The following is a 19,680-nucleotide window of genomic DNA, read 5'->3' as shown; positions in this document are numbered from 1 at the left end:
CCGCCGCAGTCATGCCCGCCGGGCCCGCGCCTGCGATAATTACATCATAAATCCGTTCTTCCGTCATAAAACGACTCCTTTCCTGAATCCTTTATAGCTTGTTTTAGCAATTGTTTTCCGGCAGTCCGGTCATGACAAACTGCTGCTGGCCTTCTTCATTGTCCTGCACATCAAGCTTTACTGCCTGCACAAATTCCAGAACACGTTCATCTACCGCAACCTGAATATCGTTGATGTTTTCCACCTGATCTTTTTCTTCCGGCTCGCTCAAACCAAGGCCGATCTGAGGGGAACAGCACCCCATTCCTTCATAGGCTACCCGGACATGATTAACTTTATTTTCCTCCATCAGAGTCTGCAATACCGTTTTTGCTTCGTTTGTAATTTCCATTTTCATTTTCCCCTTCCCGTTAAATTATAGTTTGGGCCCGCCTGCCTGTGGCAGCATCCCACGGAAGCACTACTGTTTTTTCGGATAGCTTTTCCTGCACGTAATCAATCCAGGAGATTTCCCTTTTCCCTTTTTGACGAAGAAGAGGATCAGTAGTTTTCGCTGCTGCAAAGCTTTGGTTAATAATCCACCATTTCGGATAAATCCCTGTGCGGGCGAGATCCTGCTGTAGACGTTCCGCTTCCCGGACTGGCGTTGTTTCCGGAAGGGTCAGCAGAAGAAAAGCCGTCTCCTCCGGATTCTTTAGTCTCGGCAGCAATTGCTTCATCGCCTCGGGCGTGTACCCGCTGCTTCGTTCAATTTCCTTTGTGTACTGTTCTGCGTGTTCCAGAAGCAGCAGTGTATGGCCGGTCGGTGCTGTGTCTATAACCACAATCTCGTTTTCTGCCCGGGCAGCCACTTCTGAAAAAGCTTGAAATACCGCTATTTCTTCTGTACAAGGCGAGGAAAGGTCCTCTTCAATATAGGCTAACTCAGATTCAGAAACGCCGGCAGCAACAGCCTCGGCTTTAGTAGTATTCTGGTAATCCTCCAGAGCTTCTTCCGGATTCACGTGACTGACTGTTAATAATGGAGAAGGATTATCCAAATCGATAACACCAGCCAGATGATCAGCGGGGTCAGTCGTTGTTAAATGCACGGCATGGCCGCGTGCCGCGAGCTTCGATGCCACTTCAGCGGCCATCGTGGTTTTCCCGACCCCACCTTTGCCCATTGTAAATATGAGACGGTATTTTTGGTTTTCAATATCCTGTATCATGTCCTCCACCGTGGTAGCCGGCACTGATTTATGAGACCATTCAGCATCACCGGCTGTAGAAGGCTCTTCAAATAATTTTGTCAAGAAGGCAGCCCCTGTTGACACCACAGCGTGGTAGGGTAAAGTCCAAAGTGTTTTATCTTCAAAAAAAGCAGGGCCCTGGTTCAACGCTTCCTGCTGAGCAGAGGCAAACAAAGAGGCTGTTGCGTCTTCGGTTTCTGCAGGCGTGAACACCCCATTCATTAAAAATACCTGCTCATGCATTCCCATGCTCCCAAGCTCTTCTGCTGTCCGCGCAGCCTCCAGAAGAGATGCTCCGTCCGGGCGCGCAACAACGTACACAGCTGTTTTTTCACCGTCTGCGAGCTGTGCAACCGCCTGCTCATACATTGTTTTTTTATCTGCCAGGCCGGATAACGGACCGAGGCAGGACGCCCCGTGGGTACTTGTCTGTAAAAAATCATCCCAGGCCGATGGAAGCTGTAGGAGGCGTAGCGTATGACCGGTAGGGGCTGTATCGAAAATAATATGGTCATAATTATCGTGCGGTGCTGTTAACAGCTCTGCAAATTCATTAAAGGCAGCAATTTCAACAGTACACGCTCCTGAAAGCTGTTCTTCCATCTGCGCTACCGCTGTTTCCGGTAAAAGGTTCCGGTAAGGACCAACTACGGCTTCCTTGTACGTTCTGGCCGCTTCTCCAGGATCGATGTTGCTTGCAAAAAGCCCCGGGACTTCGGGTACAGGTGAAGGCTGGTTGTTTAAAGGCATTTCGAGCACGTCATCCAGGTTCGAAGCCGGATCCGTGCTCACAAGCAGTACCTGTTTGCCTTTTCCGGCAAGATAAGCTGCAAGCGCTGAAGCGGAGGATGTTTTTCCGACGCCCCCTTTACCGGTAAAAAACAAATAGCGGGTGTACGTATGATGATCCGGGTGAAAGCGTTTCGTGTTCATCAGGCAAGCCCCTTTTTATTTAGAATAGCGGGTGTTAAACGACAGTTCTACCGTGGGAACACTTCTTTCCGGCTGAAGCTCTTCGACCTTTGTGTCAAACCAGTCTGCAAGCTGCCCCACGTCCGGATACTCCGCCGTCATTACGATAGCTCCGTCCTTCATTATAACCGGAAGAGCTTCAATCCCGTCGGCAGTGATCCGCTCCGTAACGTCTCCGGCTGCGGCAAATTCTTCAGGCTGATTGGCCAGGTTATAGCGTTCAATATCGTGGCCCTTCTGCTGTAGACGTTCCACCGCAGAAGCGATCCGGACAAGTTCAGGATCTGTTCCAGGGCCGCAAACACCCGTGTCACAGCACATCGCAGGGTCATAAATACGCACCTTCGTCATACTTATTCACTCCCCTTATTTTACGCTTTCCGCCTGCGCGAAGGTATGAATACGTTCTTTGATTTCATCACGTACACGCTGAAAAACGGCCCAGCGCTCTTCTTCTGTTCCTTCTGCCTTTGCCGGATCATCAAAGCCCCAGTGCTCCCGTGTTACGTGCGGCGGGGTCATCGGACATTTGTCATTAGCATCGCCGCAGAGCGTAACGACCATATCTGCATTATTCAAATAATCCATGTCAATCATGTTCGATTCCTGAGTGGAAATATCGATGCCAACCTCATTCATGGCCTCCACGGCTTTTGGATTCAGTCCGTGCGCTTCAATACCAGCGCTCCGTACTTCCCAATCATTTCCCAGGTAATAATGGCCAAATCCTTCTGCCATTTGGCTACGGCAGGAATTACCTGTACATAAAAAATACATTTTCTTTTTACTCATCGCTTCTTCCTCATTTCATAAGATATTAGTTCGTACGGCGGCACTCAGTCACAATTAATGCGCAGCCCGTCCCGTTCCAGCTGCTGCAGCTTTTCGTTCTGGTCGGGCACATGCCGGAGAATGTCCTCCACCATGCCCGCGGAAGGATGCTCCCGGTTAAATGAATAAAAAATCCAGTGCCCCTTCCGCTGTTCTTTGACAAGGCCGGCGTCCCGGAGCTTTCTGAGATGCTGGCTAACCGACGACTGGGACATATCCAGAAGCTCCACGAACTCGCATACGCAGCATTCGTGATTCTGTACAAGGCTGACAATGGAAAGACGTGTGTTGTCTCCGAGCAGCTTTAATACAGAAGCAGTGTCCTTGATTTCCGGTTTGATCTTTTCCATACGTTCACCTACCATCGTTTTATTATATAAGCATATGCTAATATAAAAATTACTGAACGTCAACGAATAATGCTTAACGTCCAGTGTGCTTTTAATAATATTCTTTAACAAGCTCTTCCATCACTTGATTAGTACGAAATGCTGTTTTGCCAGTACTTAGACAGACACCCTTCCCAAGCAGTTCATCCACCATAGACTGAATGTGATAATACTGAATATGTGCAGGGTGCTCGATATGAAAAACCTCTTCCCCGGCTTCGTTTACAAGGATGATCGGCTTATCGTCAAATGTAGAAAAGCGTATTTCTCCTTTAGTCCCGACGATACGGTTGTCGTCCCCTTTACTGTAGGAGGAAAAATTCCACACACCTATACCGACAGCGCCGCTTTCAAATTTCCATGTGCCGCTTACTGTATCTTCAGCCGGATAGGAATCAGCCAGGTTCACTGCAGCACCCTTTACCTCGTTTAAAGGACCGAGCAGGTAATCAAAAAGATCCAGCGTATGAGAGCCTACATCATAGAATAGCCCTGCACCGTTCTTTTCAGGCATTACCCTCCACGGCCATTCTCCGTTTTCGTCTTTTGATACAAGTGGCTGGGTTTGCTGAATGGTAGCAAAGCGCACCTCACCAATACTTCCGGACTCCAGCAGCTCTTTTACTTTTCTAAAACGTGGAAGAGATCTTCTATAGTAGGCAACAAACAACGGTACATCGTTATTTTCACAGACTTTTATCATTTCTGCACATTCGTCCGTGCTACCTGCCATCGGCTTTTCCACATATACAGGCTTGCCTGCTTCCGCAGCCATGATCGTATATTCCCTGTGCGAAGAAGGCGGCGTCGCAATGTAAACGGCATCCACTTCAGCGTCATTGATTAAATCCTCCGCTTTATCATACCAGCTGGGAACCCCGTGACGTTCTGCATAGTCCCTCGCCTTTTCTCCATTTCTTCGCATCACCGCCTGCAGGGAGCTGTTTTCAGCCAGCTGAAAGGCCGGCCCGCTTTTAACCTCTGTCACGTTACCGCATCCTATGATGCCCCATCGTACGTTTTTCATATTAATTCCTCCCAAATACAAAAATTCACGTTACAGGTTTTGCATATATAAACTGAATGCCCAAATTAAATCATACAATAACCATAAAATATAAGGTAAGAGAATACTAAAAGAAAAAACATCAATTTTTTTAAGGGTATATGCTAATAAACCAACAACCAGTGTAAAAGGGATTAAGCCAATAAAACCTAAAAAAGTACTTTGCAGACCAAAAAATAAATAATTCCATACTTCATTTCCTACCAGCATGATCAATGTAAGAACCAAAGCCGCCTTTCGCAAATATGATTCATCAATTTTATCCATTTGCCGGTATAAAATGACGGTGCCCATAATGTAATAAAGAACTCCAACAACTATAAAAAACCATAAAGGAACCAAATACCAGGGCTTGTTCAGCTCAGCGTACCAAACAGTTAAAGCATTACCTACAAAAGCATTCCCCAACACGGCAAGAGTGCTTACTACAGCTATACTTAATAATAGCGACTTAATATAATCGTCTCCCTTTCCATCATTTTGTTTGAGGCCTCTCTATATTTAACTGATTTTCCCGATCAATTATACAATTGTGCTCCAACACTTCAAGTTCAATATTATGGAAAATAATTTATTGGAAGTAAAATCATTTACGAATAAAACCGTATGAGCAATTCATTGAATATTATGGATCGAATTGCATACCGATACTAACATAATTAAATTACCTGCCGGGTGGTTTTAATGGCTTTCGAAAACTGTGTGAAGGAGATAGTGACGCATGAATTGGAAATCGAAAGACTATTCCGCAGTCTCTCCTTATAGAAAATGACCCGAATCAACGTGCAGGAGCTTTAGATTCGGCGGGAGGGAAGTAAATCGAATTTATCTTTGAATGTGAAAAAATCACGTTAAAAGAGAGGTATAATTAATAGTTACTAATAGATAAAGGGAGCAGCTTTTGCTGCCCCCTAAACTCAATATATCTATTACAAACCGACCTGGCCGGCAGCATAGGTGGCGTGCTCTGTGCTGAACCCCTCATAAGTCAATTGGTCGATCAAGCCCTGTCTTGAAAAAGAACTGTATTCCAAATAATCCTCCGCGCTGCTAACTGCCTGCTCCTGCCAATCCACACTAATGTTTTCTACACCATGAGCAGATTCCGATGAACTGAAACCGTCATACTCCAATTGCTCAATTAATCCTGATTCAGAGAATGCGGTGTACTCCAGATAATCCTGAGCCTGGCTGACCGCCTGCTCCTCCCAATCCACTGTGATATTTTCTACAGCATATGCTGCATCCTCTGTGCTAAAGCCCTCATATTCTAACTGCTCGATCAGACCAGATTTAGAAAATGCGGTATAATTCAGATAGTCTTGAGCCTGGCTTACTGCCTGTTCCTGAGAAACAGAGCCGCTGGATTCATCAGCCTCACTCTCTTCTTCTTCGGCTTCTTCTTCAGCCTGACGCTCTTGCTCTTCTCTCGCTTCATGCTCGGCTTCTTCTTCAGCCTCACGTTCCTCCTCTTCTCTGGCTTCCTGTTCGGCCTCTTCTTCAGCCTGGCGTTCTTCCTCTTCTCTCGCTTCCCGCTCGGCCTCTTCAGCCTCACGCTCCTCCTCTTCTCTCGCTTCCCGCTCGGCCTCTTCGGCCTCACGCTCTTCCTCTTCTCTCGCTTCATGCTCGGCTTCTTCGGCCTCACGCTCTTCCTCTTCCTTCGCTTTCTTTTCTTCTTTTTCTTCGTTATTCTTTTGCTTGTCAGCTTCTTGTTCATCCGTAGCTGCTGTAGCATCTTCCGCTTCTAATTCAGCAGCATCTTCCTCCGTATTTTCACTAGCTATTTCTGTAGAAGATTCGGTTGGAACTAATATAGCAAATAAAATTAAAGCATAAATAATTGAAGCCGTAATCATCTTCCACTTCACACCGGAACGATACCCCGGAATGCGCTTATACCATTTTTTCTTTTCTGTATACCTCATTAAAATCCCCCCTTTTTTACGTATATCGGCTAAATTTTACCATATTAAAGTAAAGCCAGAAATCTACTGGGAGAGAGCTTTTGGATGGTTTTAGCTGGATTGAATAGAGAGTCTGAAAAGATTATTGGGAACTTTACGATTAATGGATTCTTCGATTGTCCAGTTTGCTTTATTAGTGGTTGGATTGATTGTTTAACAGGCAATCACTTTTGCGTTAACATGACTAAAAACAATAAAAAAGCTTCCCACAAGTTCAGTGAACTCATGAGAAGCTTAAAGTAAATCCTATTCAAATGTTAGCAAAATGTTAGCATTCTGCTCATGTTCATTAAAGCTGGATTATAGCATGGGATTGAGCGGATCCCGGACGCAAGCCGCGACGTCGTGTCGCAGCGTCCGAGTGACCAACATCCTGTTGGCCTACATCATGCCGCCCATTCCGCCCATGCCACCCATGTCTGGCATGCCGCCGCCGGCACCGCCGCCATTTTCTTCTGGGATGTCGGCGATGACTGCTTCGGTTGTCAGGAACATGGAGGATACGGATGATGCGTTTTGCAGCGCGGAGCGGGTAACTTTTGTAGGATCGACAATGCCTGCGTCAATCATGTTTACCCATTCGCCAGTCGCTGCGTTATAGCCGTGTCCAACTGCTTCTGTTTTCAGACGCTCAACGATAACGGAGCCTTCAAGGCCTGCGTTATGCGCAATCTGACGGAGTGGTTCTTCGAGGGCACGGAGAACGATTTTCACGCCGGTTGCTTCGTCGCCTGTTGTGTTGTTCATTTCTTCTTCTACTTTTTTGTAGACATTCATCAGCGCGGTACCGCCACCGGAGACAATGCCTTCTTCTACTGCTGCGCGTGTAGAGCTGAGGGCGTCTTCGATGCGGAGCTTGCGCTCTTTCATTTCAGTTTCAGAAGCTGCGCCGACTTTAACAACGGCTACGCCGCCTGCAAGCTTCGCGAGACGCTCCTGAAGTTTTTCACGGTCGAATTCGGAAGTGGTTTCTTCCATCTGCGTACGCAGCTGCGTTACACGTGCACCGATGGTCTGCGGATCGCCGCTTCCTTCAACAATTGTTGTGTTGTCTTTATCGATCGTGATTTTGTTGGCGTGGCCGAGCTGGTCGATTGTTGCAGTTTTCAGGTCAAGACCTACATCTTCGGTAATAACCGTACCACCGGTAAGTGTAGCAATGTCTTCAAGCATTGCTTTACGACGGTCGCCAAAGCCTGGTGCTTTCACTGCTACTGCGTTGAATGTTCCGCGCAGTTTGTTTACAACGAGAGTTGCCAGCGCTTCGCCTTCTACATCTTCTGCAATGATGAGGATTGGACGGTTCTGCTGTACAACCTGCTCAAGCAGCGGAAGTACTTCCTGAATACTTGTGAGCTTTTTGTCCGTGATTAAAATATACGGGTTATCAAGCTCTGCAGTCATGGATTCGTTGTCGGAAACCATGTACGGAGACGCATAGCCGCGATCGAACTGCATACCTTCCACAACTTCAAGCTCTGTATCAAGGCCGCGGGATTCTTCGACTGTGATAACGCCGTCGTTGCCCACGCGCTCCATTGCTTCTGCAATGATCTGACCGATTTCTTCAGACCCTGCAGAAATCGCACCAACCTGCGTGATGGATTCTTTACCTTCAATCGGCTTGCTGACGTTACGGAGTTCTTCGACCGCTACTTTGGTCGCGTTCTCCATGCCGCGGCGGATACCCATTGGGTTCGCACCGGAGGTAACGTTTTTCAGGCCTTCCTGAATCATCGCCTGGGCAAGAACGGTTGCTGTTGTTGTACCGTCACCGGCAATGTCGTTCGTTTTGCTTGCAACCTCGGATACGAGCTGCGCGCCCATGTTTTCGAAGTTGTCTTCAAGTTCGATTTCTTTGGCGATGGTTACACCGTCATTGGTGATAAGCGGGGAACCGAACTTTTTCTCCAAAACAACGTTGCGGCCTTTCGGTCCAAGCGTTACTTTTACAGCGTTTGCGAGTTCGTCCACACCGCGGAGCATCGCGCGGCGGCCGTTTTCACTAAACTTGATATCTTTAGCCATGATGAAATCCTCCTAATGTAATAATGATTTCGAAATGAAGCTGATTACTGAACTACAGCGAGGATGTCGCTTTCGCGAACGATTAAATAATCTTTGCCGTCGTATTTCACTTCTGTGCCTGCAAACTTCGAATATACGACGATGTCGCCTTCGTTTACCTCCGGTGCTACGCGTTCACCGTTGTCTTTTACAGCACCGGCGCCTACAGAAACCACGCGTCCCTCCTGTGGCTTCTCCTGAGCGGAGTCCGGCAGCACAATACCGCCAGCGGTTTTTTCTTCTGATTCTACCTGTTCGAGTACGAGTCGATCACCTAAAGGCTTTAACAAGGAAAACAACCTCCTTAGAATATTTTCATCGTCCGTTATATGTAACGGGAACGACAGTAACAACATTTGTTGTTAGCACTCTTTCCGTTCGAGTGCTAAACCCAATTATTATATTAATCAACCTGGGCTTTGTTTGCAAGAGGGAAGCGAAAATTTTTTCTGCATTTTCCCACTCCAGTGCTTGATGGCACCTGAATTCACATTCCCTGCTAATCGTTTTATTAACCTCCTATTTCAAAATTGTCATAAATTCGCAAGCGCTCTCTTTATTCTTCCTGCAGGTACCTGTGATACAATTAGAGCGTTCGAAACTGGATTTAACCGAGAGAGATTAGGAGTGATCCCCTTCCATGGCCGTACGTTACTGGAGTATTGTTATTATTTATGTACTTATGCAGCTTTCGGGCATCGTTGCCGTCCCGGCCCTTTTGGCTGTAGGCAGCTTTGATTCCGCGCAGCAGGCTTCGTACTTCTGGATTTTTGCGAGCTTTATCGTCGCTTTGATTGTTATTTTAATTCTGCTGATTCCTGAAAGAGGCCAGCGCCTTGCGTTTAATAAACCAAAAATGCCGTGGCCAAATTCTGTTGCCTGGATTTTTATTGGGTTCGCCCTCGCCTACGCCGGCCAGATCGTAGCCGGTTTGATCGAACAGAACCTGCTCGGCATCGATACGGCGTCTGAAAACACTGCGCAGATCATTGAGCTTGTTAACAGCATGCCGGCCTTTGTCGTTATCGTAGCTGTGATCGGCCCGATTCTCGAAGAGCTGGTGTTCCGTAAAGCTATATTCGGATCCCTGTACAAACGAACAAACTTTTTTATTGCCGCTATTATCAGCTCCCTGATATTTGCTGCTGTGCATTTGGATTTCACCCACCTGCTCGTCTACACTATGATCGGCTTTGTGTTCGCTTATTTGTATGTCAAAACCGGCCGCATCATCGTGCCGATAATCGTCCACTCCATCATGAACGCATTCGTGGTCGGTATTCAGGTATTGTTCCAGGATGAAATCGAACGCATTATGCGTGAAGCTGAGAGTGCACTTATTCTGCTTGTTCAGGGGTTGATGTAATATGAAAGCTTCTACCGCTGCCCTTTTTTACTTTGTGCTCGGCGGAGTCCTGCTGATGTTTACGTACTTTTCCGTCAGCGAGTCCTCCTGGTCGTTCTGGAGCATTTTACTCGCCGCCTTTGCCGCCTACGACCTCGTAATGGGATTCAATTATCTGCGCCTCATGTCGGAGCAGAAAAAGAAGAAATAGCAAAAGGGACCGGCCAACATTCAGGCGGTCCCTTTTTTATGAGTCAGTATAAATGAAGCATCCTGCTGGCAGCCTATTCGTTGTCCAGCGGATAATTTTTCAGAAAATACACGAGCGTCTGCAGCTCGATGGCAAGATCAATATGATGCACGCGCACAGACGCAGGGACGGATAAGCGCGCCGGGGTAAAGTTCAGAATGCCGCTGATGCCTGCCTCCACCAGTTTTTCCCCGGTTGTCTGGGCGGCGGCGGACGGCACGGTGAGCATTGCTACGGAAACGTTATGCTCTTTAAGCTTTTCCGCCAGATCATCGGTATGATACACCGGAACGTTCCCAATCTGCTCTCCCACCATGTCTTTATTGATATCAAATGCAGCCACAATCCTGGTATTTTCATTTTTGGAGAAATTGTAGCGAAGCAGTGCCTTTCCCAGGTTCCCGACGCCAAGAAGCACTACGTCTGTCGCCGCGTCCTGATCCAGGGTAGTCCGGAAAAACGACAGCAGATACTGTACATTGTAGCCGTACCCCTTCTTGCCAAGCGCGCCGAAATACGAAAAATCCCGGCGGATCGTTGCCGAATCCACCTTGACCGCCTCACTCAATTCGGTTGAAGAAACGCGGGTTTTGCCTGTTGCATACAGGCTTTCCAGAAATCGATAATATAGGGGCAGCCGCTTCGCGGTTGCCTGCGGAATTTTTTGCTGGTCTGTATTCATAATTATTTCCACCTAAATGTATTGTCATTGTCTGTAGACAGTATAGCATGCGTCCCCATGAAAACGTACCGAAACGCTTGCCTGCAGCAAGACGTATCCTATTTCGCGTTTCGCCGAAAAGTACGATACACTGATACTATCAGAGTTGTTATTAAAGGAGCTATATAAATATGATTTTACTTCAATGTTCGGGTGTCACCAAGTCTTTTGGGGCAGAAACCGTACTTGATCAAATAAAACTCGAGGTAAAGGAAGGCGAGCGGGTGGCCCTGGTCGGCAAAAACGGGGCCGGCAAATCCACTCTCCTAAAAATTCTTGCCGGTGAATCCTCGTATGATTCCGGCTCGATCACGATGCCAAAGGGCACGACATTCGGCTACCTTGAGCAGCATACCGGTTTGAACAGCGATAAAACAATGTGGGATGAAATGCTTGATGTCTTTACCCACCTGCAAAAAGCTGAAGCGGAGCTGCGTCGTATGGAGGCGAAAATGTCCGAGCCCGATATTATTGACGACGTCAGGGCCTATGAAAAGCTGATGGCTGACTACGACCAGCGCCAGCAGGAATTCGAAGCCCGCGGCGGCTACCGCTACGAGTCCGACATCCGTACGGTGCTGGCGGGGCTTGGTTTTGGCAGCTTCTCCCTCGACACGCCGGTGCAGTCGTTAAGCGGCGGCCAAAAGACCCGTCTTGCTCTCGGCAAGCTGCTTCTGGCCAAGCCGGAGCTCTTAATTCTTGACGAGCCGACCAACCACCTGGATATGGATACCCTGCGCTGGCTCGAGCAGTATTTAAGCAGCTATCCGGGGGCTGTCCTGATCGTTTCCCACGACCGGTATTTTCTGGACCAGATCGTGACAAAGGTGTACGAAATTATTCATAAAAAAGCCCGCTTGTTCTACGGCAACTACAGTGCTTTTCAGGAAAAACGGGCCGAGCTGTTTGAACAGGAAATGCAGGCCTACGAAAAGCAGCAGAAGGAAATTGCCGAGCTTGAGGACTTCGTGCAGAAAAACATTGTACGCGCGTCTACGACAAAACGGGCCCAGAGCCGGAGAAAAAAGCTCGAGAAAATGGACAAGCTCGACAAACCGCAGCGGGACGGCAAATCCGCCTCCCTGCGCTTTGATATTGACCGCCAGAGCGGCAATGATGTACTAAAAGCAGAAGACCTCACCTTCCGTTTCGACGACAAAGCGCCCGTGTTCGAGCGTTTAAGCGTCCGGGCCCAGCGCGGCGAGAGTATTGCGCTAATCGGACCAAACGGGACGGGGAAAAGTACCTTTTTAAAAACGATTAAGGGAGACCTTGAACCGGATGAAGGGCATATTCAGCTCGGGAGCAAAGTGGATCTTGGCTATTACGACCAGCAGCAGGCCGAACTGAATTCCGGCAAAACCGTCCTGCAGGAGCTGTGGGATGAATATCCGCTTGAAAACGAAAAAGATATCCGTACCGTGCTCGGCCAGTTTTTATTTACCGGCGAAGACGTGCTGAAGCAGGTGTCAGACTTAAGCGGCGGCGAAAAAGCGCGCCTGTCGCTGGCTAAAATGATGATGCAGAAGTCGAATTTTCTGCTGCTCGATGAGCCGACCAATCATCTCGATCTCGACAGCAAGGAAGTGCTTGAGGATGCTCTGATTGATTACCCGGGAACAATTTTGTTTGTTTCCCACGACCGGTATTTCCTGAACCGGATTGCGACACGCATTCTCGAAATGGGGGACGGTGACGTCCGCAACTACATCGGGGACTATGATTACTATTTGTTCAAAAAAGAAGAAGAACGGGAAAAAGCAGCGCTCCAGGCTGAGCGTGAAGGACCGAAGCCTGAAGATGCCGGTGCAGCTAAATCCTCGTTTGCAGACGATAAAGCAGCCAAGCGTGAGGCCCGCAAGCGGCAGCGCCGTATTGAGCAGATTGAACAGGATATTGAAGCCAAGGAACAGCTCGTTGAGGAGCAGGAAGCAGCTCTTTTCGAGCCCGACGTATACGAAGACCATGAAAAGGCCGCCGGCTATCAGTCGTCGATCAATGAACTAAGAGGCGAGCTTGAACAGCTGATGGAGGAATGGGAAGAGCTGCAGCTCGAAGAATCCAGCTCCTAGTTACAGCAAAACCCGTGTTCTCTGTAAAAGAGAGCACGGGTTTTTTGTTACGTATGAAGCGGCAGGCCGGGCACCCCGTTTAAATCCATGCCTGAAAAATTCCCCTTTTTCCAGTTGATATAGGCGGCAGCCCCGATCATGGCTGCATTATCGGTACATAAATGAAGCGGCGGGATCTGCAGCTTTACGCCGCTGCCTCTGAATTCTTCTTCCATCGCAGCCCGCAGACCACTGTTGGCCGCCACACCTCCGACCACCATAACCTGTCTGGCTCCGCAGGCTTCTGCTGCACGGGCTGTTTTCTCCGTCAGCACGGTAATGACGCTCTGCTGAAAGCTTGCCGCAACGTCTTCCGGAGCTAGTTCTTCCCCACGCTGGCGGGCATTGTGGAGTGTATTCATGACGGCTGATTTCAATCCGCTGAAGCTGAAATCATACGAACCATCCTCAAGCCATGCAACGGGAAGCGGCACGGTCGGCGCCCCGGCTTTAGCCAGCCTATCGAGCTCCGGGCCGCCGGGATACGGGAGGCCAAGAGTACGCGCGACTTTGTCATATGCCTCTCCCACAGCGTCATCTCTTGTCTGGCCGAGCAGCTCATACTCCCCTTCTTCTTTGATCAGTACGAGCTCCGTATGGCCGCCGGACACAACGAGCGCAAGCGCGGGATACTCCCACTCCGATTCGAGCCGGGTCGCCTGAATATGGCCCGCAATATGGTGGACGCCGATCAACGGTAGCCCCTTCGCGTACGCTGTCGCCTTCGCGGCATTTACGCCGACAAGAAGCGCCCCGACAAGCCCCGGGCCTTCCGTTACCGCCACAGCGGACAACTCAGAAAATGTGCTTCCTGCTTCCTCGAGTGCCTGCTCCATTACCTGGGTGATGGATTCCGCATGATGCCTCGAAGCGACCTCGGGCACGACGCCGCCAAAGCGTTTATGACTTTTCATCTGGGACAGGACGACGTTGGACCGGATCTCGGTGCCGTTTCTGATGACTGCTGCAGCTGTTTCGTCACAGCTCGTTTCCACAGCCAGGATATCTATTGGTTTATGCTCGTTCATTCATATTCACCCACATTACTATCGCATTTTCATTATTATCCATGTAATAATTTTTTCGGACGCCGCCGGGAACGAATCCGAATTTATCGTACAGGTTCCGGGCTGTTTCATTGGTTTCACGCACTTCGAGCGTCATCGTCCGGGCCCCGTATGTGTAGGCAAGCTCCATTAAATTGGCCAGCAGCTCCTGGCCAATTTTCCGTCCGCGGTAGCGTGAATGCACCGCAATGTTGGTTACATGCGCCTCGTCAATGACGATCCACACGCCGCAGTAGCCGACAATCCTGCCTGCAACTTCCGCCACCAGATAATGGGCAAACTGGTTATTGTACATTTCATTTTCAAACGCACGCCGGCTCCACGGCATCGAGAAGGCGTTGTGTTCTACTTCCATCACATTGTCGATATCGTCGGCACTCATCATCCGGATCAGTATTTCTGCTTTCATTCGAATCTCCCGCTTTGGGCTTTCTGCCAATTTTTTTCTGCTTCGGCAAGCTGGGCGTATTCCGGCACCACCGCGTGCGCATCCCGTGCCTCGCCGGCAGTCCGGGCGATCCGGATAATTTCCGCCGGACGGATCGTCTGTCCCGTCCAGTCCGCAAAAACCGCCCGGCTACCGAGTCGTTCCCGGATCAACTCCTGCCGGCTTCCCGTGTCCTCTCCGACAAACAGGATTTGTTCCTGTGTTTGGCCCAAAATCTCAAGCCATTCCGGAAGCAGAATAATCTGGTCTTTCGTTTGACGTGCCACTGCGTTTTCTCCCGTATTTCCGTAAAAAGCCGCCGTGTAGACCTGATTTCTTCGCGCATCAATCAGTGGCGAAACGAGACCTGGAAACCCGAGGCCGTTTTGGGCAAACACCTGAAGCGTTGATACAGGATAAAGCGGGATATTTAAAGCCCAGGCCAACGATTTAGCCGTGGTCACTCCAATGCGCACGCCGGTATAGGAGCCTGGCCCGGTCGTTACTGCTACCGCGTCCAGGTCGTCAGGGACGAGACCGCTTTCTTTCATCAGCGATTCCACCGCCGGCATCAGACGGACGGAATGATTTTTTTTAATGTTGGTCGTATATTCTCCGAGGATTTTCTGTTCATCTGCAAGGGCGATACCCAGCACGTGCGTGGACGTGTCAATTGCGAGCATTTTCATCGTTCTGCAACTCCTTCATCTTTGCCTTCCACCGCTCGCCAACGGCTGTCAAAGTCAATTGCCTGCTCGTTTCCCCGGTGTATTGAATATCTATTTCCAGACGATCCTCCGGCCATTCTTCCAGACGACCCGGCCATTCCAAAAGCGATACGCCGCCTGCCTCAAAATATTCTTCAATGCCGATTTCCTCTGCTTCCTCCTCCGACAGCCGGTAAAGGTCAATATGAAACAAAGGCAGCCGGCCTTCATATTCTTTAACGATCGTAAAGCTCGGGCTGTTCACCATTGCGGTAACTTCCAGGCCTCTGGCAAAGCCTTTGGCAAAATGTGTTTTTCCTGCTCCGAGACTTCCGAGCAGCCATATTTTTTCATCTGCCTCCGCGCTTCGGCCCAAAAGCTCTCCCCACGCTGCCGTTTCCTCCGGAGACGAAGTGTCGATGACCCACTCTGTCATAGCGTTTCTTCCTTTCTGCTGCTTATGATGAACGAAAATGATTATAGCCGGATTTTTCCAGCTTTGTACGGGAGCCGTTTTCCTGAAGGAAGACTTCTCCATTTCCTTCTGAAACCTTTCCTATCGCATACAGCGCAAGTCCGGCTTGCTCGAACCTCCTGCTGAGCTCTTCCCAATCGGAAGAAGCAGCTGTTCCGACCAGTTCGAAATCTTCTCCACCGTAAAACATATGCTTTTTCATTGTTTGAATTTCCAGTTGCTCCATAGCTTCGTGGACGGGAAGCCCGGAAAAGTCCAGTTCCATCGAAACACCGCTCGCTTCCGCAATCTCACAGCATTCGCTTGCCAGCCCGTCACTTATATCATTTAAGGCAATACGGCCGCCGTATTCCACCAGCAAGCGTCCCGCCTCTACCTGGGGCACCGGGCGCTGATGATAGACAATCAATGCTTTTTCCCGCTCAGAATATGCCCCATCCTTTGTCCGCTCGAGCAGAAGCTCGAGTCCGGCCGCCGACATACCGACCGGTCCGGTTAAAAACACAATATCATCAGGTTCCGCAGAGCTTCGCAGCAGCTGCTGTTTTTCTTCCACCGCACCGATCACCGTAATACTCACCATTAAGTCGCGACGGGAGGATACCGTATCGCCGCCAATCATATCCATCTGATAGCGTGCACCCAGTTCATTCATTCCCCGGTACAGTTCGTTTAATTCCTCTTCGGACCAGCCGGGCGTTATCGCAATCGATATTACGTAAAAATGCGGCACGCCTCCCATGGCAGCGACGTCGCTAATGTTTGCAGCCAGCGCTTTAAAACCGATATCAAATGGTTCCATCGTATCTTTCCGAAAATGCACATCTTCAATCATCGTATCCACGCAGACAATTTCATTCATCTGCGCAAGCGGCCGGTACACCGCTGCGTCATCACCTATTCCTACTTCCAGCCGTTGCTGGAAAGTCTGTGTTGGTCTGCGTTCATTAATCCAGTCAAATTCATCGTTTGGCATAAACTGCTCCTCAATGATCTCTCATAATAGTCTCCTGCTAGTTTATCGTATTCCTGCAATCGCGTACAGTAAACGAAAAAACACCTCTTCGCTTTTATCCAAAAACTACCCTCTGTGCGTGCTGCACAAAGGGTAGTCTAGTTTCCGGCTTCATTTATGTCATAAAAAAAAGCCTTTAAGGCTTTAATGGATTAGTATAATTGGTTGCGGGAGGAGGATTTGAACCTCCGACCTCCGGGTTATGAGCCCGACGAGCTACCAGACTGCTCTATCCCGCGATTTGGTATAGCGCGGCGACGATCTACTTTCACGGGGGGAGAACCCCCGGCTATCATCAACGCTGAAGAGCTTAACTTCCGTGTTCGGCATGGGAACGGGTGGATCCTCTTCGCTGTTGTCACCGCACTATGCATGGTGTCTCTCAACAAGACAATTATAATCTTACCACGCAGAATAAATGAGCACAAGGGATTTTTAAATATTTTATCGCCATTTTTTATTATTCACAGCAAAGTACACGTCTTCGAGCGAACGATGCAGTTGCCTGAAAGCAATTTGCGCTTCGTCAAGCGTCACCTGTTCAAACACCACAGAAGCATTTGGCTGCAGTTGAGCAGCTTTCGACAAATCGGCACTGATGACATTTAACACTCGGGCGTACCCTCCCGTTGTCTGCCGGTCAGCCATTAAAATCATCGGCTGGCCGTCTGATGCCAGCTGAATAGTCCCAAACGCCACCCCGTCCGATATAATATCCCCAGTACGGTGCAAAGACACTTCCCGACTCTGGAGCCGGATACCCATCCGGTCAGCTTCCTGGGTCACCACATACTCTTCGCAGAGCAGTCTCTTTCCAGCTTCCGCTGTTAATGTATCAAATTCCGGACCAGTCAATACCCGGAGCGTCTGTTGTTTTTCATAGACTGGGATACTCGCCGGGGGGAGCCGGCGTTCAAAGGTTTTTGGATCAGCACTTACAGGGCCGCGATACAATGTGTCGCCACTTTCAAGCTCCCGGCCCTCCATTCCCCCTATGCCAGCTTTTGTGTACGTCGAGCGGCTTCCTAAAACGATTGGCACCTCCAGGCCTCCTGCAATACAAAGGTAGGCACGTGCTCCGTGTGCTGGCCCGTTAAAGGTCAGTTCGTCTCCTGCATAAACTTTTCTCGTTGCCCACATGGGAATGGGTTCTTTATTTACTTCCGGCTGCAGGTTTCCACCTGTAACCGCAATAACCGTCTCTTCATGAAACGTAAGGGTCGTACCCATTAATGTGAGCTCCAGTCCGGCTGCGGACAAGTAGTTGCCGCAGAGAGCGTTGCCCATCTGGAGAGCATACATATCCATCGCTCCGGAGGCCGGTACACCGAGGTGCTGATATCCGGTCCGGCCTGTATCCTGGATAGTTGTAAAGAGACCTGCTTTTTGTACGGTGCAGACAGGCGTTTTGTTCATATAAATTCCCCCGCTGCCTGCACCGAAGCTCCGTGATGCTCAAGCTGATTCCTTAAATGTTGAATAAACAGAACCGCCTGCTCATTGTCCCCGTGTACACATATGGTATCAGCTACCATTGCTACAATTGTGCCATCCACTGCTTTAACTATTCCCTCCTGAAGGACATCAAGCACCTGGGCGGCAGCATCTTCAGGTTTATCAAGGAAGGCGTTCTGCTCTGTTCTTGGAGTCAACGTTCCGCCAGCAGTATAGGTACGGTCTGCAAACATTTCCTTTGCTACCCTCAAGCCGTGTCTTTCCCCCGCTGCCTGTAGCTCTGTATGAACCGGGGCAAATAAAAGAAGATTCTCATTAAAATCTTTCACTGCCCGCGCCACTCCTCTGGCGGCCGCGGGATCGCGAAGAGCAGCGTTGTATAAGGCCCCGTGCGGTTTTACATGCTGCATCTGCACGTTCTCTGCACAGCAGAAGGCATGGAGAGCCCCTATTTGGTAGAGACAAAGCTGATAAATTTCTTCTTCATCCATCGCTATGTATCTGCGGCCAAACCCTTCTTTATCCAAGAAGCCGGGATGGGCGCCGACGGCCGTACCGTACTGTTTGGCAAGAGCAACAGTACGCGCCATCACTGCCGAATCGCCCGCATGGCCCCCGCAGGCAACGTTTGCCGATGACACTAAAGGAAGCACCTTCTGATCCATGCCCAGGGTATAAATACCGTAACTTTCCCCCAGGTCACAATTTAAATCAATAGTCATTCCTCTCCCTCCTTTTCTACACGGATGCTGTATCCTCCATAGCCGATGGATTTTTCAATTTCAGCGTATTCTTCAAATCCGACAGGCTCAAACCGAAGCAGATGGCCCGGGGTTAGAAGCGCAGGTTTATCGTGCGCTGTATTGAACAAAGGCACCGGAGTTTTACCAATAATATTCCACCCTCCCGGACTGTCAATCGAATACACTCCCGTCTGAGCGTCGGCTATGCCAACAGAGCCGGCTTCCACTTTTCCTCTTGGTGTTTCAAGGCGAGGAGTATGAAGTCGTTCATCAAGGCCGCCGAGATAAGGAAATCCCGGAGTAAAGCCCAGCATATAAATAAAATAGGTCGAACTGCTGTGCAGATCCACTACCTCGTCTACAGATAGTTTGTTCTCTGCTGCAAGACGTTCAATATCCTGTCCAAACGATACGTCATAACAAACCGGCAGATAGTACGTTTTCATTGCCCCCTCCGATGCTTTGTCCATACGCTCAAACACGTTATGAATGAGTTCGTAGAGACGTTCGTACTGTATTTGCAAGGGATCATAATAGACGGTCAATGCGCGGTAGCCTGGGACACACTCACTCATCCCCACCAGCCGCTCTTTTGTTAAAGCTTCATACAGCCGGTGTACCTGCCGGTTCACGGAAGGAGAAATCACATTTTCAAATTGCACACTTAAGGCATGATCCCCAATAGGCAAAATATCCATATAACTTCCCCCCTAATGATTAGTATGTTTATTGTAGCATAGAGAAAAAGGAAAAAAATATAAAAAAACCGTTCCCCCGAAATGGGAAACGGTTGATCTCGCCCGGCAGCGATCTACTTTCACGGGGGGAGAACCCCCGGCTATC

At 49.2% G+C, this 19,680-nt stretch carries 22 protein-coding genes, 1 tRNA gene and 1 rRNA gene; 3 read left to right on the top strand and 21 right to left on the bottom strand.

Annotation, left to right across the window (positions count from 1 at the left end; genetic code table 11):
• Nucleotides 1-103: 103 nt before the first annotated feature.
• From Q9M42_RS15385 to groES, 10 genes are all read right to left on the bottom strand, one after another.
• Complete coding sequence (locus Q9M42_RS15385) at nt 104-391, bottom strand: adhesin (protein ID WP_322527313.1); 288 nt, start codon at nt 389-391, stop codon at nt 104-106.
• Nucleotides 392-410: 19 nt separating this feature from the next.
• Nucleotides 411-2,165, bottom strand: coding sequence for an arsenical pump-driving ATPase (gene arsA / locus Q9M42_RS15380; protein WP_322527312.1), 1,755 nt, complete (start codon nt 2,163-2,165; stop codon nt 411-413).
• 15 nt (nt 2,166-2,180) lie between these two features.
• Complete coding sequence (gene arsD, locus Q9M42_RS15375; RefSeq protein WP_322527311.1) at nt 2,181-2,555, bottom strand: arsenite efflux transporter metallochaperone ArsD; 375 nt, start codon at nt 2,553-2,555, stop codon at nt 2,181-2,183.
• 15 nt (nt 2,556-2,570) lie between these two features.
• Nucleotides 2,571-2,996, bottom strand: a complete 426-nt coding sequence (arsC, locus tag Q9M42_RS15370) for an arsenate reductase (thioredoxin) (protein ID WP_322527310.1) — start codon at nt 2,994-2,996, stop codon at nt 2,571-2,573.
• A 44-nt stretch (nt 2,997-3,040) separates the two neighbouring features.
• A complete protein-coding gene (locus Q9M42_RS15365; RefSeq protein WP_322527309.1) occupies nt 3,041-3,385 on the bottom strand; it encodes an ArsR/SmtB family transcription factor in 345 nt (114 codons plus the stop codon).
• A gap of 91 nt (nt 3,386-3,476) precedes the next feature.
• The gene (locus Q9M42_RS15360; protein WP_322527308.1) at nt 3,477-4,451 is read right to left on the bottom strand and encodes a Gfo/Idh/MocA family protein; all 975 of its coding nucleotides are present in this window, start codon (nt 4,449-4,451) and stop codon (nt 3,477-3,479) included.
• A gap of 30 nt (nt 4,452-4,481) precedes the next feature.
• A complete protein-coding gene (locus Q9M42_RS15355) occupies nt 4,482-4,925 on the bottom strand; it encodes a TspO/MBR family protein (RefSeq protein ID WP_322527314.1) in 444 nt (147 codons plus the stop codon).
• A 494-nt stretch (nt 4,926-5,419) separates the two neighbouring features.
• Nucleotides 5,420-6,415 (bottom strand): Ltp family lipoprotein, encoded by a 996-nt coding sequence (locus tag Q9M42_RS15350; RefSeq protein ID WP_322527307.1) that lies wholly within the window; start codon nt 6,413-6,415, stop codon nt 5,420-5,422.
• A 420-nt stretch (nt 6,416-6,835) separates the two neighbouring features.
• Nucleotides 6,836-8,482 (bottom strand): chaperonin GroEL, encoded by a 1,647-nt coding sequence (gene groL, locus Q9M42_RS15345; RefSeq protein WP_091616789.1) that lies wholly within the window; start codon nt 8,480-8,482, stop codon nt 6,836-6,838.
• Nucleotides 8,483-8,526: 44 nt separating this feature from the next.
• Nucleotides 8,527-8,811 (bottom strand): co-chaperone GroES, encoded by a 285-nt coding sequence (groES, locus tag Q9M42_RS15340; RefSeq protein WP_322527306.1) that lies wholly within the window; start codon nt 8,809-8,811, stop codon nt 8,527-8,529.
• A 350-nt stretch (nt 8,812-9,161) separates the two neighbouring features.
• Between groES and Q9M42_RS15335 the strand changes: the two genes are divergently transcribed.
• Nucleotides 9,162-9,887, top strand: coding sequence for a CPBP family intramembrane glutamic endopeptidase (locus tag Q9M42_RS15335; protein WP_322527305.1), 726 nt, complete (start codon nt 9,162-9,164; stop codon nt 9,885-9,887).
• A 1-nt stretch (nt 9,888) separates the two neighbouring features.
• Nucleotides 9,889-10,077, top strand: a complete 189-nt coding sequence (locus Q9M42_RS15330; RefSeq protein ID WP_413645747.1) for a DUF4305 domain-containing protein — start codon at nt 9,889-9,891, stop codon at nt 10,075-10,077.
• A 73-nt stretch (nt 10,078-10,150) separates the two neighbouring features.
• On the opposite strand, the gene Q9M42_RS15325 is transcribed toward Q9M42_RS15330, so the two are convergent.
• Nucleotides 10,151-10,798 carry a redox-sensing transcriptional repressor Rex gene (locus tag Q9M42_RS15325; RefSeq protein WP_322527304.1) on the bottom strand — a complete coding sequence of 216 codons (648 nt, stop codon included), beginning with the start codon at nt 10,796-10,798 and terminating at the stop codon, nt 10,151-10,153.
• Nucleotides 10,799-10,968: 170 nt separating this feature from the next.
• Between Q9M42_RS15325 and Q9M42_RS15320 the strand changes: the two genes are divergently transcribed.
• The gene (locus Q9M42_RS15320; protein ID WP_322527303.1) at nt 10,969-12,909 is read left to right on the top strand and encodes an ABC-F family ATP-binding cassette domain-containing protein; all 1,941 of its coding nucleotides are present in this window, start codon (nt 10,969-10,971) and stop codon (nt 12,907-12,909) included.
• 47 nt (nt 12,910-12,956) lie between these two features.
• On the opposite strand, the gene tsaD is transcribed toward Q9M42_RS15320, so the two are convergent.
• The 10 genes from tsaD to pxpB form a co-directional block, all read right to left on the bottom strand.
• Nucleotides 12,957-13,976 carry a tRNA (adenosine(37)-N6)-threonylcarbamoyltransferase complex transferase subunit TsaD gene (gene tsaD, locus Q9M42_RS15315; RefSeq protein WP_322527302.1) on the bottom strand — a complete coding sequence of 340 codons (1,020 nt, stop codon included), beginning with the start codon at nt 13,974-13,976 and terminating at the stop codon, nt 12,957-12,959.
• A complete protein-coding gene (gene rimI / locus Q9M42_RS15310; protein WP_322527301.1) occupies nt 13,963-14,424 on the bottom strand; it encodes a ribosomal protein S18-alanine N-acetyltransferase in 462 nt (153 codons plus the stop codon). The genes tsaD and rimI overlap by 14 nt, the downstream gene beginning before the upstream one ends.
• Nucleotides 14,421-15,131: a tRNA (adenosine(37)-N6)-threonylcarbamoyltransferase complex dimerization subunit type 1 TsaB gene (gene tsaB, locus Q9M42_RS15305; protein ID WP_322527300.1), complete on the bottom strand. Its 711-nt coding sequence runs from the start codon at nt 15,129-15,131 to the stop codon at nt 14,421-14,423. Before tsaB ends, rimI begins: the two co-directional genes overlap by 4 nt.
• Nucleotides 15,112-15,585, bottom strand: a complete 474-nt coding sequence (gene tsaE / locus Q9M42_RS15300; RefSeq protein WP_322527299.1) for a tRNA (adenosine(37)-N6)-threonylcarbamoyltransferase complex ATPase subunit type 1 TsaE — start codon at nt 15,583-15,585, stop codon at nt 15,112-15,114. Before tsaE ends, tsaB begins: the two co-directional genes overlap by 20 nt.
• Before the next feature lie 22 nt (nt 15,586-15,607).
• Nucleotides 15,608-16,600 (bottom strand): thiamine-phosphate kinase, encoded by a 993-nt coding sequence (thiL, locus tag Q9M42_RS15295; protein WP_322527298.1) that lies wholly within the window; start codon nt 16,598-16,600, stop codon nt 15,608-15,610.
• A 201-nt stretch (nt 16,601-16,801) separates the two neighbouring features.
• A tRNA-Met gene (locus Q9M42_RS15290) sits at nt 16,802-16,878 on the bottom strand.
• A gap of 10 nt (nt 16,879-16,888) precedes the next feature.
• Nucleotides 16,889-17,005 (bottom strand): 5S ribosomal RNA (gene rrf, locus Q9M42_RS15285).
• 78 nt (nt 17,006-17,083) lie between these two features.
• Nucleotides 17,084-18,055: a biotin-dependent carboxyltransferase family protein gene (locus tag Q9M42_RS15280; RefSeq protein WP_322527297.1), complete on the bottom strand. Its 972-nt coding sequence runs from the start codon at nt 18,053-18,055 to the stop codon at nt 17,084-17,086.
• A complete protein-coding gene (locus Q9M42_RS15275) occupies nt 18,052-18,816 on the bottom strand; it encodes a 5-oxoprolinase subunit PxpA (RefSeq protein ID WP_322527296.1) in 765 nt (254 codons plus the stop codon). Before Q9M42_RS15275 ends, Q9M42_RS15280 begins: the two co-directional genes overlap by 4 nt.
• The gene (gene pxpB / locus Q9M42_RS15270; RefSeq protein ID WP_322527295.1) at nt 18,813-19,535 is read right to left on the bottom strand and encodes a 5-oxoprolinase subunit PxpB; all 723 of its coding nucleotides are present in this window, start codon (nt 19,533-19,535) and stop codon (nt 18,813-18,815) included. The genes Q9M42_RS15275 and pxpB overlap by 4 nt, the downstream gene beginning before the upstream one ends.
• Between the last annotated feature and the right edge of the window lie 145 nt (nt 19,536-19,680).

Origin of the sequence: Marinococcus luteus, assembly GCF_034497705.1 — a bacterium.
Lineage (GTDB): Bacteria > Bacillota > Bacilli > Bacillales > Marinococcaceae > Marinococcus > Marinococcus luteus_A.
The sequence above is the reverse complement of the archived record's forward strand: the minus strand, read 5'-3'. Positions and strand labels throughout refer to the sequence as shown.

What these genes read in the sequence shown, in the direction of transcription:
- thiL (WP_322527298.1), bottom strand. Translation starts at nt 16,600, where the DNA reads ATGCCAAACGATGAATTTGACTGGATTAATGAACGCAGACCAACACAG.
- Q9M42_RS15350 (WP_322527307.1), bottom strand. Translation starts at nt 6,415, where the DNA reads ATGAGGTATACAGAAAAGAAAAAATGGTATAAGCGCATTCCGGGGTAT.
- Q9M42_RS15365 (WP_322527309.1), bottom strand. Translation starts at nt 3,385, where the DNA reads ATGGAAAAGATCAAACCGGAAATCAAGGACACTGCTTCTGTATTAAAG.
- Q9M42_RS15335 (WP_322527305.1), top strand. Translation starts at nt 9,162, where the DNA reads ATGGCCGTACGTTACTGGAGTATTGTTATTATTTATGTACTTATGCAG.
- arsD (WP_322527311.1), bottom strand. Translation starts at nt 2,555, where the DNA reads ATGACGAAGGTGCGTATTTATGACCCTGCGATGTGCTGTGACACGGGT.
- tsaD (WP_322527302.1), bottom strand. Translation starts at nt 13,976, where the DNA reads ATGAACGAGCATAAACCAATAGATATCCTGGCTGTGGAAACGAGCTGT.
- Q9M42_RS15330 (WP_413645747.1), top strand. Translation starts at nt 9,889, where the DNA reads ATGAAAGCTTCTACCGCTGCCCTTTTTTACTTTGTGCTCGGCGGAGTC.
- Q9M42_RS15385 (WP_322527313.1), bottom strand. Translation starts at nt 391, where the DNA reads ATGGAAATTACAAACGAAGCAAAAACGGTATTGCAGACTCTGATGGAG.
- Q9M42_RS15325 (WP_322527304.1), bottom strand. Translation starts at nt 10,798, where the DNA reads ATGAATACAGACCAGCAAAAAATTCCGCAGGCAACCGCGAAGCGGCTG.
- tsaB (WP_322527300.1), bottom strand. Translation starts at nt 15,131, where the DNA reads ATGAAAATGCTCGCAATTGACACGTCCACGCACGTGCTGGGTATCGCC.
- groL (WP_091616789.1), bottom strand. Translation starts at nt 8,482, where the DNA reads ATGGCTAAAGATATCAAGTTTAGTGAAAACGGCCGCCGCGCGATGCTC.
- Q9M42_RS15280 (WP_322527297.1), bottom strand. Translation starts at nt 18,055, where the DNA reads ATGAACAAAACGCCTGTCTGCACCGTACAAAAAGCAGGTCTCTTTACA.
- Q9M42_RS15360 (WP_322527308.1), bottom strand. Translation starts at nt 4,451, where the DNA reads ATGAAAAACGTACGATGGGGCATCATAGGATGCGGTAACGTGACAGAG.
- rimI (WP_322527301.1), bottom strand. Translation starts at nt 14,424, where the DNA reads ATGAAAGCAGAAATACTGATCCGGATGATGAGTGCCGACGATATCGAC.
- arsA (WP_322527312.1), bottom strand. Translation starts at nt 2,165, where the DNA reads ATGAACACGAAACGCTTTCACCCGGATCATCATACGTACACCCGCTAT.
- Q9M42_RS15275 (WP_322527296.1), bottom strand. Translation starts at nt 18,816, where the DNA reads ATGACTATTGATTTAAATTGTGACCTGGGGGAAAGTTACGGTATTTAT.
- Q9M42_RS15320 (WP_322527303.1), top strand. Translation starts at nt 10,969, where the DNA reads ATGATTTTACTTCAATGTTCGGGTGTCACCAAGTCTTTTGGGGCAGAA.
- arsC (WP_322527310.1), bottom strand. Translation starts at nt 2,996, where the DNA reads ATGAGTAAAAAGAAAATGTATTTTTTATGTACAGGTAATTCCTGCCGT.
- tsaE (WP_322527299.1), bottom strand. Translation starts at nt 15,585, where the DNA reads ATGACAGAGTGGGTCATCGACACTTCGTCTCCGGAGGAAACGGCAGCG.
- pxpB (WP_322527295.1), bottom strand. Translation starts at nt 19,535, where the DNA reads ATGGATATTTTGCCTATTGGGGATCATGCCTTAAGTGTGCAATTTGAA.